The sequence below is a fragment of the Paenibacillus sp. J22R67 genome, from assembly GCF_059692175.1.
Genome location: NZ_JCAUAX010000002.1, coordinates 897,390 through 913,619, shown reverse-complemented (window position 1 = coordinate 913,619; position 16,230 = coordinate 897,390). Strand labels below are relative to the sequence as shown.

Annotated in this window: 13 protein-coding genes; 10 read left to right on the top strand and 3 right to left on the bottom strand. The window is 47.3% G+C overall.

Annotated features, from left to right (window positions below; all coding sequences use genetic code 11):
* The 4 genes from AC58VC_RS10425 to pyrE are packed head-to-tail and all read left to right on the top strand — an operon-like array spanning position 1 to position 5,834.
* Complete coding sequence (locus AC58VC_RS10425) at positions 1–1,191, top strand: carbamoyl phosphate synthase small subunit (RefSeq protein ID WP_497368700.1); 1,191 nt, start codon at positions 1–3, stop codon at positions 1,189–1,191.
* Positions 1,192–1,205: 14 nt separating this feature from the next.
* On the top strand, positions 1,206–4,415 hold the full coding sequence (gene carB / locus AC58VC_RS10420; RefSeq protein WP_497368699.1) for a carbamoyl-phosphate synthase large subunit: 3,210 nt from the start codon (positions 1,206–1,208) through the stop codon (positions 4,413–4,415).
* Positions 4,408–5,160 carry an orotidine-5'-phosphate decarboxylase gene (gene pyrF, locus AC58VC_RS10415; RefSeq protein ID WP_497368698.1) on the top strand — a complete coding sequence of 251 codons (753 nt, stop codon included), beginning with the start codon at positions 4,408–4,410 and terminating at the stop codon, positions 5,158–5,160. The genes carB and pyrF overlap by 8 nt, the downstream gene beginning before the upstream one ends.
* Positions 5,161–5,192: 32 nt before the next feature.
* Entirely contained in the window at positions 5,193–5,834 is a 642-nt protein-coding gene (gene pyrE, locus AC58VC_RS10410) for an orotate phosphoribosyltransferase (protein WP_497368697.1), read from the top strand.
* Positions 5,835–5,970: 136 nt separating this feature from the next.
* Here the strand turns inward: pyrE and AC58VC_RS10405 are convergent, their stop codons facing one another.
* Positions 5,971–6,849: a LysR family transcriptional regulator gene (locus AC58VC_RS10405; protein WP_497368696.1), complete on the bottom strand. Its 879-nt coding sequence runs from the start codon at positions 6,847–6,849 to the stop codon at positions 5,971–5,973.
* A 123-nt stretch (positions 6,850–6,972) separates the two neighbouring features.
* Here AC58VC_RS10405 and dapA point away from each other — a divergent pair, with 123 nt between their 5' ends.
* Both dapA and AC58VC_RS10395 read left to right on the top strand, forming a co-directional pair.
* The gene (gene dapA / locus AC58VC_RS10400; RefSeq protein ID WP_497368695.1) at positions 6,973–7,848 is read left to right on the top strand and encodes a 4-hydroxy-tetrahydrodipicolinate synthase; all 876 of its coding nucleotides are present in this window, start codon (positions 6,973–6,975) and stop codon (positions 7,846–7,848) included.
* 19 nt (positions 7,849–7,867) lie between these two features.
* A complete protein-coding gene (locus tag AC58VC_RS10395) occupies positions 7,868–8,257 on the top strand; it encodes a RidA family protein (RefSeq protein WP_497368694.1) in 390 nt (129 codons plus the stop codon).
* Positions 8,258–8,369: 112 nt separating this feature from the next.
* Here the strand turns inward: AC58VC_RS10395 and AC58VC_RS10390 are convergent, their stop codons facing one another.
* A complete protein-coding gene (locus AC58VC_RS10390) occupies positions 8,370–8,876 on the bottom strand; it encodes a GNAT family N-acetyltransferase (protein ID WP_315951367.1) in 507 nt (168 codons plus the stop codon).
* 18 nt (positions 8,877–8,894) lie between these two features.
* Positions 8,895–10,277, bottom strand: coding sequence for a dipeptidase (locus AC58VC_RS10385; RefSeq protein ID WP_497368693.1), 1,383 nt, complete (start codon positions 10,275–10,277; stop codon positions 8,895–8,897).
* Between the two features lie 189 nt (positions 10,278–10,466).
* Here AC58VC_RS10385 and AC58VC_RS10380 point away from each other — a divergent pair, with 189 nt between their 5' ends.
* The 4 genes from AC58VC_RS10380 to AC58VC_RS10365 all read left to right on the top strand — a co-directional run bounded on the left by AC58VC_RS10380 (position 10,467) and on the right by AC58VC_RS10365 (position 16,230).
* On the top strand, positions 10,467–11,012 hold the full coding sequence (locus AC58VC_RS10380; RefSeq protein ID WP_497368692.1) for a GNAT family N-acetyltransferase: 546 nt from the start codon (positions 10,467–10,469) through the stop codon (positions 11,010–11,012).
* A 514-nt stretch (positions 11,013–11,526) separates the two neighbouring features.
* Positions 11,527–12,228, top strand: coding sequence for an ABC transporter ATP-binding protein (locus AC58VC_RS10375; protein ID WP_497369012.1), 702 nt, complete (start codon positions 11,527–11,529; stop codon positions 12,226–12,228).
* Positions 12,191–13,285, top strand: coding sequence for an efflux RND transporter periplasmic adaptor subunit (locus AC58VC_RS10370; RefSeq protein WP_497368691.1), 1,095 nt, complete (start codon positions 12,191–12,193; stop codon positions 13,283–13,285). The genes AC58VC_RS10375 and AC58VC_RS10370 overlap by 38 nt, the downstream gene beginning before the upstream one ends.
* Positions 13,285–16,230: an ABC transporter permease gene (locus AC58VC_RS10365; protein WP_497368690.1), complete on the top strand. Its 2,946-nt coding sequence runs from the start codon at positions 13,285–13,287 to the stop codon at positions 16,228–16,230. Before AC58VC_RS10370 ends, AC58VC_RS10365 begins: the two co-directional genes overlap by 1 nt.

The following is a 16,230-nucleotide window of genomic DNA, read 5'->3' as shown; positions in this document are numbered from 1 at the left end:
ATGCAGGCAAGATTGTTGCTGGAAGACGGCACGCTTTTTACAGGAAAATCGTTCGGTAGTGAAGGAGAGTCCGTCGGCGAGGTAGTATTCAACACGGGGATTACAGGGTATCAGGAGGTTCTTTCCGACCCTTCCTACTGTGGTCAAATCGTAACGATGACTTATCCTTTGGTGGGGAACTACGGTGTGATTCGTGATGATTTTGAATCCGTACGCCCATTCATTCATGGCTTTGTCGTTCGTGAGCATGAAGAAATCCCGAGTAACTGGAGAGCTCAATACACGCTTGGCAGCTTGCTTAAGGAATACGGCATCGTAGGCATCAGCGGCATCGATACGCGTATGTTGACTCGTAAGATTCGTCACCACGGTGTTATGAAAAGTTTGCTGACAACTTCCAATAAATCCGTTGCTGAGTTGACTGAAATCCTGAGAGGAACTTCCCTCATGACGGATCAAGTTGCTCGTGTCTCCACGAAAAGTGTGTTCGGAGCACCTGGTCACAAAGAGCGTATCGTACTCGTTGACTTTGGCGCAAAAAGCGGAATTATCCGCGATCTGAGCAAACGCGACTGTGATGTTGTTGTAGTGCCTCAAGATGCAACAGCGGAACAAATCCGCCGCCTTGCACCAGATGGCGTCCTGCTCTCTAACGGCCCTGGGGATCCCAAAGATGTTCCTCATGCTGTCGAAATGATCAAAGGTTTGCTTGGCGATATCCCACTTTTCGGAATTTGCTTGGGTCACCAACTGTTCGCACTCGCTTGCGGTGCTGACACAGACAAACTGAAATTCGGACACCGCGGCGGTAACCACCCGGTTAAAGATTTGGCTTCAGGCCGCTGCTATATTACATCACAAAACCATGGCTACACAGTTAAAGATGAGTCCGTCGCTGGAACTGATCTTGAAGTGACGCACATTAACAATAATGACCGTACGATCGAAGGTTTGAAACATAAGAAATTCCCAGCTTTCTCGGTTCAATACCACCCGGAAGCCGCACCTGGACCTTTTGACTCCAGCTATCTGTTCGATGACTTCATCTCGATGATTCGTCAACACAAACTTGATAACCCAGAGCAGCCGCGCCAAGCGCAAATGCTTGCTCAGTGGAAAGCGTCCACGGCATCGACATCGACATCTGTAAGTAAAGCTTACGAAGCAAGTTTTGCTGACGCAAAACTCTAGGGAGGAACTGTAATATGCCAAAAAATAATACACTCAAAAAGATCCTCGTTATCGGTTCCGGTCCGATCGTTATCGGTCAGGCAGCGGAATTCGATTATGCGGGAACGCAAGCTTGCCAAGCATTGAAAGAAGAAGGCATGGAAGTTATCCTGATCAACTCCAACCCGGCTACGATCATGACGGATACGAACATGGCAGACAAAGTATATATTGAACCCATTACCCTTGAGTTCGTTACACAAATCATTCGTCAAGAGCGTCCAGACGGCTTGCTTCCGACACTAGGCGGTCAAACAGGTCTGAACATGGCTGTAGAACTTGCTCGCGCAGGAGTACTTGAGAGTGAGAACGTGAAGCTTCTGGGGACGCAGCTTACTGCGATTGAGAAAGCGGAAGACCGTGATCTTTTCAGAGACTTGATGAGAGAACTAGAGCAGCCTGTACCGGATAGCGTTATCGTAACAACAGTCGCGCAAGCGGTAGATTTTGCTAATGAAATCGGCTTCCCGATCATCGTTCGCCCAGCTTACACACTTGGTGGTACTGGCGGCGGTATCTGTAACACAATGGAAGAGTTGACGGAAATCGTAGCTTCCGGAATTCGATACAGCCCAATTGGCCAATGTCTCGTTGAGCGCAGTATCGCAGGCATGAAAGAAGTCGAGTATGAAGTCATGCGTGACGCGAACGACAACTGTATCGTTGTATGTAACATGGAGAACTTTGATCCGGTAGGCGTACATACAGGAGACAGCATCGTAGTAGCGCCAAGCCAAACGTTGTCGGACCGTGAATATCAAATGCTTCGCTCCGCTTCCTTGAAAATCATTCGCGCTTTGAACATCGAAGGCGGTTGTAACGTACAATATGCGCTTGATCCACACAGCTTCCAATATTATGTCATCGAAGTTAACCCGCGTGTAAGCCGCTCATCGGCGCTTGCATCCAAAGCAACAGGTTATCCGATTGCCAAAATGGCAGCTAAAATCGCAATTGGTTACACGCTCGATGAGCTTGTGAATCCAGTTACGGGTCAAACTTATGCTTGCTTCGAGCCTGCACTTGACTACATCGTGTCCAAGATCCCGCGCTGGCCATTCGATAAATTCACGGCAGCTAACCGCAAGTTGGGTACACAAATGAAAGCAACTGGCGAAGTTATGGCTATCGGCCGTACATTCGAAGAGTCCATTCACAAAGCAGTTCGCTCGTTGGAAATTGGTGTACATCGTTTGTTCCTGAAGGAAACAGACCTTATAGATAAAGCAACATTAGAAACCCGTTTGCAAAAACCTGATGATGAGCGCTTGTTCTTACTAGCAGAAGCTTACCGCAGGGGCTATTCCGTAGAACAATTGCAAAATTTGACGAAAATTGACTGGTGGTTCTTGAACAAACTTGAAGGTTTGATTAAGTACGAGAAAGAAATCGCGGCAAGTGAATTAACGGCTGAGCTGATCTTTGAAATTAAGCGTAAAGGTTTTACAGATCGCGCAATTGCTGAAATTCGTACGCTTGCAGGCTGCACAACATTCATTAACGAAGCGGATGTAAGAAATTATCGCTTGAAGCAAAATATTAAACCTGTTTACAAAATGGTTGATACTTGCGCAGCGGAGTTTGAAGCTTCGACGCCATACTATTATTCAACTTATGAGCAAGAAGATGAAGTAACGGAAACAACAAAAGAGAAAGTTGTCGTACTTGGCTCTGGTCCGATCCGTATCGGTCAAGGGATCGAGTTCGACTACTCAACAGTACACGCTGTATGGGCGATTCAAGCTGCTGGCTACGAAGCTGTTATTATCAATAACAACCCAGAGACGGTATCCACGGATTTCAATACATCCGATCGCTTGTACTTCGAGCCATTGTTCTTCGAAGATGTTATGAACGTAATTGAACGCGAGAAGCCAATCGGGGTTATCGTACAATTCGGTGGACAAACAGCGATCAACCTGGCAGCTCCTTTGCACAAAGCAGGAGTTCGCATTCTAGGTTCCGATCTGGAAAGCATTGATACAGCGGAAGATCGCAAAAAATTCGAAGCCCTGCTAAGCAAGCTTTCGATTGCTCAGCCTCCAGGCGGCACAGTAACTTCGGTGGATCAAGCGGTTGGAACAGCTGCGAAGTTCGGCTATCCGGTTATCGTTCGACCTTCGTATGTCTTAGGTGGACGTGCGATGGAAATCGTCTACTCCGATGAAGAATTGCTAAGCTACATGGAATATGCTGTGAAAATCAACCCTGAGCATCCAGTGCTTATTGACCGTTATATGTTAGGTAAAGAGGTAGAGGTAGACGCGATTTGTGATAGAGAAACGGTCCTAATCCCTGGGATTATGGAACACGTTGAACGTGCTGGCGTTCACTCCGGCGACTCCATCGCTGTGTACCCGCCGCAATCGCTCTCTGATGATATTAAAGCGCAAATTATCGAGATTACGACAAAAATTGGTCTTGAACTTAACGTCGTTGGTTTGGTAAACATCCAGTTCGTTATCCACAACGATCAAGTGTATGTAATCGAGGTTAACCCGCGTTCTTCCAGAACGGTACCATTCTTAAGCAAAGTAACGAACATCCCGATGGCAAACGTGGCAACACGCGTAATTATGGGACAAAAGCTGACGGACATGGGATACCAAAGCGGTCTATGGCCGGAAGATAGCTATGTCTCTGTAAAAGTGCCGGTATTCTCCTTTGCGAAACTGCGCCGTGTAGATACAACGCTCGGACCTGAGATGAAATCAACAGGTGAGGTCATGGGCCGTGATACGAACTTTGCCAAGGCTCTTTACAAAGGCTTAATCGGTGCGGGTATGAAAATTCCATCTGCTGGTTCAGTCGTAGTAACGGTTGCTGACAAAGACAAAGAGGAAGCAATTGAAATCTTGAAAGGCTTCTATCGCCTCGGCTACAAAATCATTGCGACTGGCGGAACGGCGACAGCTATTGAAGAAGCTGGGCTTCCAGTAACAACGGTGCATAAATTGAGCGAAGGCTCGCCAAACATTTTGGACTTGATCCGCAGCGGGGATGCGCAATTTGTTGTAAACACGCTGACCAAAGGTAAAACGCCTGAGCGCGACGGTTTCCGTATTCGTCGTGAAGCTGTAGAGAACGGTGTGGTATGTATGACATCGCTCGACACAGTAAGAGCACTCGTTAATATGCTTGAAGCGATCAACTTCTCTTCACGCGCAATGCCAGTTCATGTCTAAGAAAGAGGTGACGGACTTGTCAGTATTAACTCGTACGGATGTTGCAGGACGCATTATGGTCGCGTTAGATTATGCGAATGCGGCAAGTGCCGAAGGGCTGCTGAAGCAGCTTGAGGGGATTCCTTGCTTCGTGAAGGTGGGCATGCAGCTGTTCTATGCTGCAGGTCCAAGCTTCGTCGCGAGTCTGAAAGATCGCGGTTATAAGGTGTTCCTCGATGTGAAGATGCATGACATTCCGAACACAGTCAAAGGCGGCGCGGAAAGCGTAACGCGCCTAGGGGTGGATGTTTTCAACGTCCATGCAGCCGGAGGCAAGGACATGATGGTAGCTACCTTGGAGGGTGTCGACAAGGGACTAGCCGCAGGCGCTGCACGCCCGATCGTCATCGGCGTGACACAGCTGACCAGCACCTCGCAAGCGGTGCTGAACGAAGAGATCGGCTTGACCGGCACGGTTGAGCAAGCCGTCATTCGTTATGCCCGTTTGGCGCATGCCGCGGGGCTTCAGGGCGTCGTCGCCTCACCGCTAGAGGTGACGGCGATTAAGGCGGCGTGCGGTGACGGATTCGTCACCGTAACGCCGGGCATCCGCCCAGCAGGTGCGGATATTGGCGACCAGTCGCGCATCATGACGCCAGGAGAGGCGTTCGCGCAGGGCACGGACTACGTCGTGATCGGCAGGCCGATCACAGGCGCGGCAGATCCAAGGGCTGCGTTGGAATCGATTATTGATTCCATCCTGTAGCACCTAATAACGGAAGGAACGGTGGAAGAAACATGAGCCAACTCGAAACGATTGCGAAGCATGTCGCGGCTTCCTTATTAGATATTGAAGCGGTCGCTCTTCGACCGCAACAACCTTTTACATGGACATCGGGCTTGAAATCCCCGATTTATTGCGACAACCGTCTGACGATGTCTCACCCGGCTATTCGCGAAGTAATTGCTGACGGCTTCGTCAGTTTGATTCAAGAGAAGTTCCCGGATGCTGAGGTTGTAGCTGGCACAGCAACTGCTGGCATCCCCCATGCTGCATGGGTAGCTCAGAAGCTGGGTCTTCCGATGATTTACATTCGCGATAAAGCGAAAGGTCATGGCAAAGAGAACCTGATTGAAGGTTCTGTGAAGCCAGGCCAAAAGGTCATCGTTATCGAGGACCTGATTTCAACAGGCGGAAGCTCTTTGAAAGCAGCAATTGCTGTCAAAGAAGCCGGAGCTGTTCCGCTAGGCGTACTAGCGATTTTCTCCTACCAATTGGACAAAGCGACAGACGCTTTCCAAGCAGCAGAGATGCCGCTTCATACGCTTTCCAACTACTCTACGCTGCTTGAAGTTGCCTTAGAGAAGGGCACAATCAAAGCTGACGACATGGCACTACTTCGTTCATGGAGAGAGAATCCTGCAGCGTTTGGCGTGTAGAAGAGGCTCGAAGATTATTAGATTCAACTGGTTACCGCATGAGCGGCGCCGCATTTGGATGGCCATCTCGTCATTCGTTTATAAGTGAAATAGGAAAGAGGCCCTACCTTTTCGATAAGGAGGGCTTCTTTTGTATTTATTCCTTTGGGCTGGTCAATAACTGGATAAATGTTTGCAAGGGCTGGGAGATCCACTTTTTGGGATGGAGCAGTAGTTGGATATCCAGCTTTAATTGTTCATGTGAAAAAGGCAGGGAAACGAGCTTTTGTTGCTCGAGTTCGCTCTGAACGACAATCTTAGGCAGCAGCGCGATGCCAAGTCCATTCATGACACATTGTTTAATCGCTTCTAAATTACCGAGTTCGAAGCCGATTTGGAGCGGGATGGCGTGATCTTTAAGCAACTTTTCAAACATCCCCCGATAAATGCAGCTTTCTTCTGTCACAATAAATTCAGTTTGTTGAAGATCAGTAAGACTAATGTGGTCTAGCTGTGTTAACGGATGAGTCAATGGAGCAACGAGCAGTAAAGGTTCTTCTTTTATTTTCGTACAAGTCAGGAGGGGCTCAGCTGGATATCGATCCAATAGCAAACCCAGATCATAGTCGCCTTCTCTGACCTTGGTCATAAGCGAGGATTCGCTGTCAGGATATAATTGAATGTTAAGACCAGGATAAAACTGTTTCAAAGCTTGCAAATACGGAGGCAGGTAATAAGCTGCAAGAGAGTTAATCGTGCCAATCGTCAGAGTACCCGTGACCTGGCTTGCCACCATTTCTTTGGACTGATCATAGAGATCGAGCATCTGTACAGCCAGCTTCAGCAGGCTTTCACCAGGAGATGTTAAGCGCAGCTGCCGGCCATATCTTTCAAAAAGAGGCACCCCGTATTCACGCTCAAGCTTCTGAATTTGCATGGTAATGCTGGACTGTGCATACCCTAATTCTTCGGCGGCTTTGGTAAAGCTTTTTCTTCGGGCAACCTCCCGAAAGGTGCGGAAATACGTTAAGTCCATGGTAGCTCCCTGTATTATCATCAAAAATATTGATGAGTAGTATCATTTATTATAGCTAACTGTGATGATACTTTCCATGCTAAAGTGTATGTACGACATCAAATTAACGGGGAGTTGGCTTATATGATAAAAGAAAAAGACTTGCATGGTGTATATGTGCCTATTATTACGCCTTTTGATGAGGAGGGCGAGTTGGATGCTGCTTCCTTTTATAATCATGCTTACAATTTGTTTCAAGATGGGATCGATGGACTCGTTGTTAACGGCACGACGGGGGAATCACCAACGATTACAGCTGATGAGCTTGGCGTTATGTTTGCAACAGCTCAAGCGGCTCGAGACGCAGCCCATGTGCAGGTACCACTCGTAGTCGGTACGGGTACGAATGATACGCGTTCCACGGTGCGTAAAACAGAAGAAGCTGGAAACCTTGGTGCTGACGGAGCTTTAGTTGTGGTACCGTACTATAATAAACCTAGCCAGCAAGGGATTATTGAGCATTTTCGCCGAGTTGCTAGTGTTGGTGTGCCTGTGATTTTATATGAAGTACCTCACCGCACAGGGGTGAAATTAGAGTTGGATACAGTTAGGGCCATTCTCGAACTTGATGGTGTGATTGGGATGAAAGACAGTACACCTAACACACAGGTAGTCGTGGAGCTTACTAGAATGGGCTCGAAACCGATTTTGTGCGGAGAGGATACGCTGCTTTTCGAGGCTCTTCAATCTGGAGCAAAAGGTGTAATGAGTGCATCTGCGAATGTGGAGACTGAGCGGTTTGTAGCGTTTTACCGTCATTTTCTGGCAGGTCAGCAGGAGAAAAGCAAGGAGCTTTACGAAGAGTTGCAGCCGCTAATTCGTCTTCTTTTCCAGGAGCCGAACCCAGCTCCCCTCAAATGGCTGCTTGAACAGCAAGCTATTATTGAAACGGGAACGCTGCGGCTGCCACTTTTGCCAGTAACGGAAGGCCTGCGCACTAAGCTTGCATCTTATTTGTAAAGGGAGAGTTGACTGAGCTATGACTCGAACAAAAGTATTTACGGGTTCACCTTGGGAGCCAACGGTAGGTTATTGCCGGGCAATCAGAGTCGGAAATCGCATAGAGGTAGCTGGTACAACTGCGATGAAGGAAGGGAAAGTAGTTGGGGAAGGCAATGCCTATGAACAAGCGCGTTTTGTGCTCGAGACCATAGAGAAAGCACTCTTGGAGCTTGGTGCTGCCATGTCGGATGTTATACGTACGCGCATGTTTGTGACGGATATTTCTTTATGGGAAGAATTCGGCCGTGCGCATGGGGAATATTTCCGGGAAGTTCAGCCTGTGGCAACAATGGTTGAGGTGAAAGCATTAATTGATCCTAGGTTAATGATCGAGATTGAGGTTGAGGCGCTTAAGACCGAAGGTTAATGGGGGGTTTGGAATTCAAGCTTTAATAAAAATAGCGCTTTTCCATCTTGTTGTCGATAGCATGTCGCAGACAAGAGGGAGAAGCGCTATTCGGATTGCTATCTGTTACCTGCTAACCTACTCGTTTCCCAAGAATAATCAGGTCTCGTTCGATTCCGTCAAGCTCAGCAATGCCCGGAAGATGCGCCCAATTTTCAAAACCGAATTTACGGAAAAGCTGCAAACTAGGTTCATTATGTCCGAAAATAAAGCCGAGCAAAGTTTTAAGTCCTAGCTTGGGACAAGCCTCCAAAGCCTGCTCCATGAGGTATCGGCCAATTCCTTGGCCGCGGCATGCTTCGTCTATGTAAATACTGACTTCTGCCGTAGCATTGTAGGCTGGGCGGCCATAAAAGGATTGAAAACTAAGCCAACCGCAGATCCCGCTGCCATTTTCCAGTACCCATAAGGGCCGGAAATCGGCGGAGTGCTCGTGAAACCAGCCTTCACGACTGGCTGTCGTAACGGGTTCCGTATCTGCGGTGACCATACGTCCTGCGACAGTTGAATTATATATTCGTACAATGTCCGCGAGATCTTCCAAGTTGGCATCGCGAAGAGATAGATTTGTTGTGCTCATGGTGTTTCTTCATTCCTTTCATGCTTTCTCATTTCTTGCGGCTAGCTTCAGCCAGAAGCGGCTGATTGTCTCCGTTCCCTTATCCCAATTGTTCAAATGGAAATGCTCATTGGGTGCATGCAGGTTCTCGCCAGGCAAGCCGAAGCCCAGCAGAACAACAGGGGCATCAAGCACGCGGCCTAACACTTCCACGATTGGAATGGACCCGCCGCTTCGCGTGTACACAGGCCAAACGCCATAAGTATCTTCATAGGCTTCAGCGGCTGCAACCATCACAGGCTCATCGATTGGCGTAATGAACGGATTGCCGCGCAATTGACGGTCTAGAGTTACTTTAACGCCAGGCAAATCTTGGGCATGAATATGCGCTTCAACGGCTTCCATAATTTCATCCGGTACTTGCGCGGCCACTAGACGGCAGGCAATTTTGGCGGAAGCACGGTTAGGGATAATCGGTTTGATTCCTTCTCCTTGAAAACCTCCGCTCACTGAAGTGATTTCCAAAGTTGGTCTCGATGTTGTTTGTTCATAAAACGAGAAACCTTTTTCCCCATACAGCTTATCTACCTTTAGATCAGTACGGACCTTATTTTCATCAGGTTCAACTTGTTTAAATGCCTCACGTTCCTTATCTGAAAGCTCAATAACTCGATCATAAAAGCCTTTGACAGCTACTCGGCCATCGGCATCATGAAATGAGCTAAGCAGCTGCGTTAAAGCGTGAATCGGATTTTGCACAGCACCGCCAAACAATCCGGAGTGCAGATCACTACTTGCTCCATCGATCGTAATCTCGAACCCGGCAAGACCACGCAGGCCATACATGAGTGCAGGTTTGCCAGGTCCGTGCATCTGAGTATCCGAGAGGGTAATCGCGTCGGCCTGTAATTTATCTTGGTACTTTTCTACAAAAGGAGGCAGGTTTTTACTCGCAATCTCTTCTTCGCCTTCAATGCAGAATTTCACATTCACTGGGAGGCTGCCCTGTGTGCTCAAGAAAGCTTCAACCACTTTTACATAAAGCAGGAGTTGGCCTTTATCGTCTGTGCTGCCCCTGGCAAAAAGCTTCCCGTCGCGAATGACAGGCTCGAAAGGCGGGGTGTCCCATAGATCCAGCGGCTCAGCAGGTTGAACGTCATAGTGTCCATAGATAAGCACCGTTGGCTTGCCTTCTGCATGCAGCCAGTCAGCATAAACGACAGGATGGCCGCCTGTTGGCATAATTTCAATATTTTCTAGGCCGGCTTTTCTCAGGGATTCAGCCGTCCATTCTGCACAGCGCTTCATATCAGGTTGGTGTTCGGCAACAGCACTAATACTTGGAATCCGCAGAAACTGCATCAATTCCTCTATGTGTTGATCCCTTTGCTCTTCCAAGTAGGTTTTGATTGTTTCAATCATGTCGGTATTCTCCTTCTTTGTAAGCAATTCTAAATAAGCTACTTCTTTTAACTTCCCCAAAGGGAGGTAAAATCCTGCAAATAAATGCCGCAGTTTCACATTTTGTAGGAGAGTTGCATGCAGATTAAGGAAGCGGGTATTATTGTAAAGCCGAATAAATGGAACAACGACGGTTAAGGAGGTGTAAACATGCAGCTGGTTTGCAAAACAGAACGAATGTCCTTGGTTCGTTTAGATCCAACTTCCGCTGAGTTGGTGCTTGATTATGTGAATCGCAATCGGACTTTTTTGAATGAATGGGAACCCGAGCGGAATAGATTGTATTATACGAAGTCGTATCAGGCTGATTTGCTTGACAAAGAAGTTAAGTTAATCGAGGACGGGCTATTGCAGAAAGTATGGATGATGTATGAGGACAGGATCATTGGGTCCATTTCCTTGAGCAATATTGTCAGAGGGGCTTTTCAATCCTGTCATCTGGGCTACCGAATGGATGGAAGTCTCGTCAATCGCGGACTTATGACTGAGGGCGTACAAGCGATGATTGATTATGCTTTTGAGGTCATGGGGCTGCACCGAATCGAAGCCAACATCATGCCTCGCAACACGGCTTCATTGAAGGTTGTGGAGAAGTTAGGTTTTTATGAAGAAGGCTTAGCGCTCAAATATTTGAAAATTCACGGTGTTTGGGAAGACCATATTCATATGGTGCTGCGAAATGCGGCTATGGAATAGAAGCTGTTGATATAGAAAAGGACCGTCTTTAAAGTCTGTAAGGACTTTCAAGATGGTCCTTTTTTTATTTAAAGATTTACAGTGGAGAGGAGGACAGCAAAGGTTTCAGTAGGGCAAATCCAGCGAGTGATTGGTGAGTAGTACTAGGTAAAGATAGTACTATCAGAATCGCAGTAAATGCTTACAATGGGACTATGACCTGGTATTAGAGATTTGTTTTCGTATAACAGTGAAAGGGATGCAGTAGCTAATTTGGATAAAATAGGTATTTTGTTGCATGACATTTTTTTACAAAAGATAGTATATTTTAATAGATTCATACAAGAGAACGTTCGTGCTCAAAAACTTTCAGGAAATTTTCAGTTTCATGGAACTTTTTGAAACGGTCATTCGTCTAATTTATCATACAGGCTGATTTGGAAATGAAAGGAAGAAGTACCATATGGCGAATTGGTTTCGCAAAAAAAGCACAGCTGAGTCTACTTCTACAGAAGAGAAGGAGTACCTCTTCGAGATGCAAGCATCTTCGCACGCACATAATAATTCGCCGCTTTTAACGGTAACGGGTGTGCATCGCTCCTTTCAAGTTGGTGGCGAGCGATTAGAGGTACTCAAAGGTATTGAGATGGAACTCAAACCGCTTCAGCTTGTTATGCTCAAAGGCCGTTCAGGCTCAGGTAAAACAACACTTTTGAATTTAATTGGGGGGCTTGATCAGCCTAATGAAGGAGAAATTATGTTCCTCGATCATGCTTTTCATTTAGGAAGCGACAATGAACGAACATTAGTTCGTCGCAAAGAGATCGGCTTTATTTTTCAATCGTATGCCTTAATGCCGCTGTTATCAGCTTGGGAAAATGTGGAGCTTGCACTGCGCATGGCAGGTGTTCCTCGGTCTGAGTGGAAAGAAAGAGTGGCTTATTGTCTGGAACTTGTCGGGCTTGGGAAGCGAATGTACCATCGTCCTTTCGAGCTGTCTGGCGGTGAGCAGCAGCGTGTTGCAATTGCCAAGGCAATTGCGCACCGGCCTTCATTGATTTTGGCCGACGAACCGACGGCTGAGCTGGATTCCCAGATGGGTGCACAGATCATGTCTGTTTTCCGGAGCATGATTGCAACAGAGCAAGTAACGATTTGTATGACGACCCATGACCCTACGATTTTGGAGGTTGCCGATCATGTTTACGAAATGGTGGACGGGAAATTCGTCTCCTAGCTGGAGAAAGCCCGTAACTGCACTACTTATATGTTCAACACTTATACTATCTTCCGGCTGCTCTCTGCTGCCGAAGGAACAAGAGGAAGAGGCGCTTCCGAGCATTAACCCGCCCAAGCTTTCCAAGAAGCCTGAATATACGGTGAAAACAGAAACACTTGAGTCGAAAGTAAGAGGGAGCGGGCGTCTCATGGCGCTGCAGGAAGAGAAACTGTTCTTCTCTGAAGATATGACCTCCAAACGGATTAGTGCCATTCTGGTGAAAAATGGCGATACGGTTGAGAAGGGTCAGCCTGTTGCTGAACTGGATGTTTCGGATATGGATAGCGATTTGAAGCGGAAAAAGCTTGAAACCCGCAAAGATGAGCTGACGATGATCGAAACGCTGCGGAAAGCGGACGAAATGACGCCCGAACAAATTGAGCAGGCGAAGATTGATTTTGAACTGAAGCGGGAGGAACTCACGAAGCTAGAAACACAAGTGAGTAAAGCGAAGCTTCTCGCACCGTTTAGCGGAACGATTGTGTCGGTTACAGCGAAGAAAGGTGACACGGTGAAATCAGAGGAGTCCGTTGCAACTTTGGCAGACTTGAATGAATTAACAGTGGCGGCAAGCATAAGCGCAGACGACGCGAAGAAAGTTTCCATTGGCATGGATGTCCAAGTGGATATTAACTCTGCTGGACAGCACAAAGGGAAAGTTAAGCAGCTGCCGAATCCGCAAGCGACAGGAAATAATAATGGCAATTTCCCAGGTGGCGGGCAAGACGGCCAACAAGATTCAATTGATCAATACTTAGTCGTTCAGTTAGATGAGTTTCCAAAAGGTTTGAATCGGGGAACGCCACTTAGTGTGACGATTATTACACAAAGGAAAGAAAATGCAACAACGATACCTTTGGCGGCGCTTCGTTCCTATTCTGGCCGGAATTATGTGCAGGTGGTTGATAATCAGGGAAATAAGAAGGAAGTTGATGTGGAAATCGGTCAACAGACGTCAACGGATGTAGAGATTGTAAAAGGCCTTACCGCCGGACAGAAAGTAGTGGGTCGCTAATGTCTATCCCCATGCTGCGGTTTTTATTTCGGAAAATGTGGAATACCCGTTGGCTGACGCTCAGCACATTACTTGGTTTAATTATGGCTGTTGCTTTCACCACCAGCATACCGATGTATGCGGACGGATCGCTGAAGCGTGTCGTAGCCAAATCGCTTGAAGAGAAAAGCAGCGGACTTCCAGCAGGCTCTGTGCTCATGCGGTATCAAGCGGTAGGGACAGAACGTGCAGGGTTAGACGAGCTGAAAGACGTCAATGTGTACATAGGAGAAGAAATCCCCAAAGAAATTGGATTTCCCGTTGAAACGTTTACCAAAAGCTACACGATCAAAGCAGCTCAAATAACGCCTGTTGATACTTCGAAAGTAGATCCAAGCAAGAGGCGTCAAATGGCGCTCACCTCATGGAGCGAGCTAAATACTCACGTTGAGTGGTCCATTGGCCAAATGGCTTCGGATCAAGTGCAGAACGGTGTTCTGGAAGCTGTCGTTTTGGACGAAGCCTTGTACAGGAATGATTTGCATATCGGCGATGTGTTCAATTATTCGGTCTCTGGCGCAGGAGGCAGCCAACTGCTTAAGGTGAAGATTGTTGGCTCTTTCAAGCCCAAAAATGAAACGGATGCCTATTGGTTTCAAGGTTTAGAGGGGCTGCTCAATTCACTTATCGTAAGTGATGATGTGTTTATGAAGACGTTGCTAACAGAGAAGAAAATTCCGCTACAGCTGGCCAATTGGTATTATGCTTTCGACTTGCGGAATATTCAAACAAGTCAATTGTCTCCATTAGATCACCGTCTGGAGAGGCTGGACATTAACCTGTTCCAGAAACTCAAAAATACGAAGGTTGATGTTTCATTCAAACCGATGCTTGCTGAATTTAAGGCGCAAAGCCTACAGATGCAAATCTTACTCTTCACGTTAGCGGCACCTATGATTGCTATGGTTTTCTATTACATTGTGATGAATGCCAGACAATCGCTTGATCGGCAACGGGGAGTTATTGCCACTTTGCGAAGCAGAGGTGGCAGTACGAAGCAAATTATCGGGATTTATTTTCTGGAAGGTTTATCACTAGGAATCATAGCGTTAATAGTCGGACCGTTCATGGGTTGGTTCATGGCCAAGAGCATAGGTTCTTCCAGTGGGTTCCTAACCTTTGTTGACCGGAAATCAATTCCTGTCAGCTTCACCAAGGAAGCATTGCTGTATGGCGGGCTTGCTGTGCTCATCGCTATCCTGGCAAGCGTCATTCCAGCCGTTCTTTTCGCTAAAGCTTCGATCGTGAACTACAAGCAGCTCCTTGCACGATCTGATCGATCGCCACTTTGGCAGCGTTGGTTTATCGACATTGTGCTGCTCGGTGTTGTTGGCTATGGCTTTTACTTGTTTGATCAGCGGCAAGTGTTGTCTGTGCAGACTGGCTTGACAACGGATCAACTGCAAGTACATCCACTATTGTTTTTCGTGCCTGCACTCTCGATTTTCGCGTTGGGATTATTCTTTTTACGAATTTTTCCGTGGTTGCTGCGTTTTTTTGGATGGCTTGGGCGGAGATTCCTACCGGTACCTCTCTACTTAACGCTTGTGCAGCTTTCCCGCTCAGCCAAAGCTTACTATCCGTTAATGCTATTGTTGATTCTTACACTGGGACTCGGGGTATACAATTCTTCGGCCGCACGCACGATTGATCTGAATTCCACAGAGCGAACACTCTACCAATATGGAACTGATGTGGTGCTGCAAACCGTGTGGGAAGGCTTTTCCGATGATCTGCCTAAGGATCCTAATGCAGGAGGAAATTCAGGTGGCGCTCAAGGCGGTGGCTCAGGAGGTAATAATGGCGGTAACGGTGGTTCCGGTAACGGAGGAGCCGGTGGCAACGGTGGTCAAGGAGGCCAAGGTGGTCAGGGCGGTGGAAATCCTGGAGAGGAAACGCCATCGAAGATTCGTTACGTGGAGCCGCCATTTCAAGTTTTTCGTGAGCTTGAGGGCGTTCAGGCAGCGGCAAGAGTTCTGCAAACCAAAGGGAATGTCGTGGTTTCCGGGAAGTCGACAGGCCAAGGGCTCGTCATGGGCATTGATAATGTCGATTTTGCTAAAGTCGGATGGTTTCGGCCTGATTTATTTCCAGCCCCTCCGTATCAATATTTGAATTTGCTTGGCAGCTATGAGCAAGCCGTTATTATTCCTTCTAATTATGCAAGCAAGTATGCGCTGAAAGCTGGGGATCTGCTCTCGATCACAATTAGCCAGCAGCCTGTGGAATTCGTTATTGTGGGCATTCTTCCTTACTGGCCAAGTCAGTATCCAGATCAGACGCCATTTTTCATTACAAATTTAGATTATGTGTATGATCAAGCGCCTATGGTTCCTTATGAGGTTTGGTTGAAAATGAAACCAGACGCGAAAGTGGCGCCGATTGTAGCTGCCTTGCAAGAAAAGGGAATTGAACTGGCTTCTGTTAAGGATGTTCGCAATGAGCTGATTGTTCAGAAGAAACTGCCGGCAAGAGGTGGCGTGTTCGGAATTCTAAGCTTAGGCTTTCTCGTATCTGTCTTTGTATCATTAATCGGCTATATGTTGTACTGGTTCTTTAATCTGTCAAGCCGAGTTGTGCAGTTTGGGGTCCTTCGCGCGATGGGGCTTTCCCGCAAGCAATTGACCGGCATGCTGCTGCTTGAGCAAGGTTTTACAGCAGGTTTATCGATTGCGTTAGGAATTGCGATAGGTAAACTGACGAGTTATTTCTTTTTGCCTTTCTTGCAAACTTCTCAGAATGTGAAGACTCAGGTGCCGCCATTTCGGGTTGTTTTCGATTCCAAAGACACCAATCAGCTCTATTTCGTTGTAGCTTTCATGATGGGAACAGGAGCTTTACTGCTGTTCTTGCACATTAGAAGGCTGCGAGTTCATCAAGCTGTGAAGCTCGGGGAGGAGAAATAG

Excerpts from the sequence above, each read along its gene's own strand:
- AC58VC_RS10425 (WP_497368700.1), top strand. The coding sequence starts at position 1 with ATGCAGGCAAGATTGTTGCTGGAAGACGGCACGCTTTTTACAGGAAAA.
- carB (WP_497368699.1), top strand. The coding sequence starts at position 1,206 with ATGCCAAAAAATAATACACTCAAAAAGATCCTCGTTATCGGTTCCGGT.
- pyrF (WP_497368698.1), top strand. The coding sequence starts at position 4,408 with ATGTCTAAGAAAGAGGTGACGGACTTGTCAGTATTAACTCGTACGGAT.
- pyrE (WP_497368697.1), top strand. The coding sequence starts at position 5,193 with ATGAGCCAACTCGAAACGATTGCGAAGCATGTCGCGGCTTCCTTATTA.
- AC58VC_RS10405 (WP_497368696.1), bottom strand. The coding sequence starts at position 6,849 with ATGGACTTAACGTATTTCCGCACCTTTCGGGAGGTTGCCCGAAGAAAA.
- dapA (WP_497368695.1), top strand. The coding sequence starts at position 6,973 with ATGATAAAAGAAAAAGACTTGCATGGTGTATATGTGCCTATTATTACG.
- AC58VC_RS10395 (WP_497368694.1), top strand. The coding sequence starts at position 7,868 with ATGACTCGAACAAAAGTATTTACGGGTTCACCTTGGGAGCCAACGGTA.
- AC58VC_RS10390 (WP_315951367.1), bottom strand. The coding sequence starts at position 8,876 with ATGAGCACAACAAATCTATCTCTTCGCGATGCCAACTTGGAAGATCTC.
- AC58VC_RS10385 (WP_497368693.1), bottom strand. The coding sequence starts at position 10,277 with ATGATTGAAACAATCAAAACCTACTTGGAAGAGCAAAGGGATCAACAC.
- AC58VC_RS10380 (WP_497368692.1), top strand. The coding sequence starts at position 10,467 with ATGCAGCTGGTTTGCAAAACAGAACGAATGTCCTTGGTTCGTTTAGAT.
- AC58VC_RS10375 (WP_497369012.1), top strand. The coding sequence starts at position 11,527 with ATGCAAGCATCTTCGCACGCACATAATAATTCGCCGCTTTTAACGGTA.
- AC58VC_RS10370 (WP_497368691.1), top strand. The coding sequence starts at position 12,191 with ATGTTTACGAAATGGTGGACGGGAAATTCGTCTCCTAGCTGGAGAAAG.
- AC58VC_RS10365 (WP_497368690.1), top strand. The coding sequence starts at position 13,285 with ATGTCTATCCCCATGCTGCGGTTTTTATTTCGGAAAATGTGGAATACC.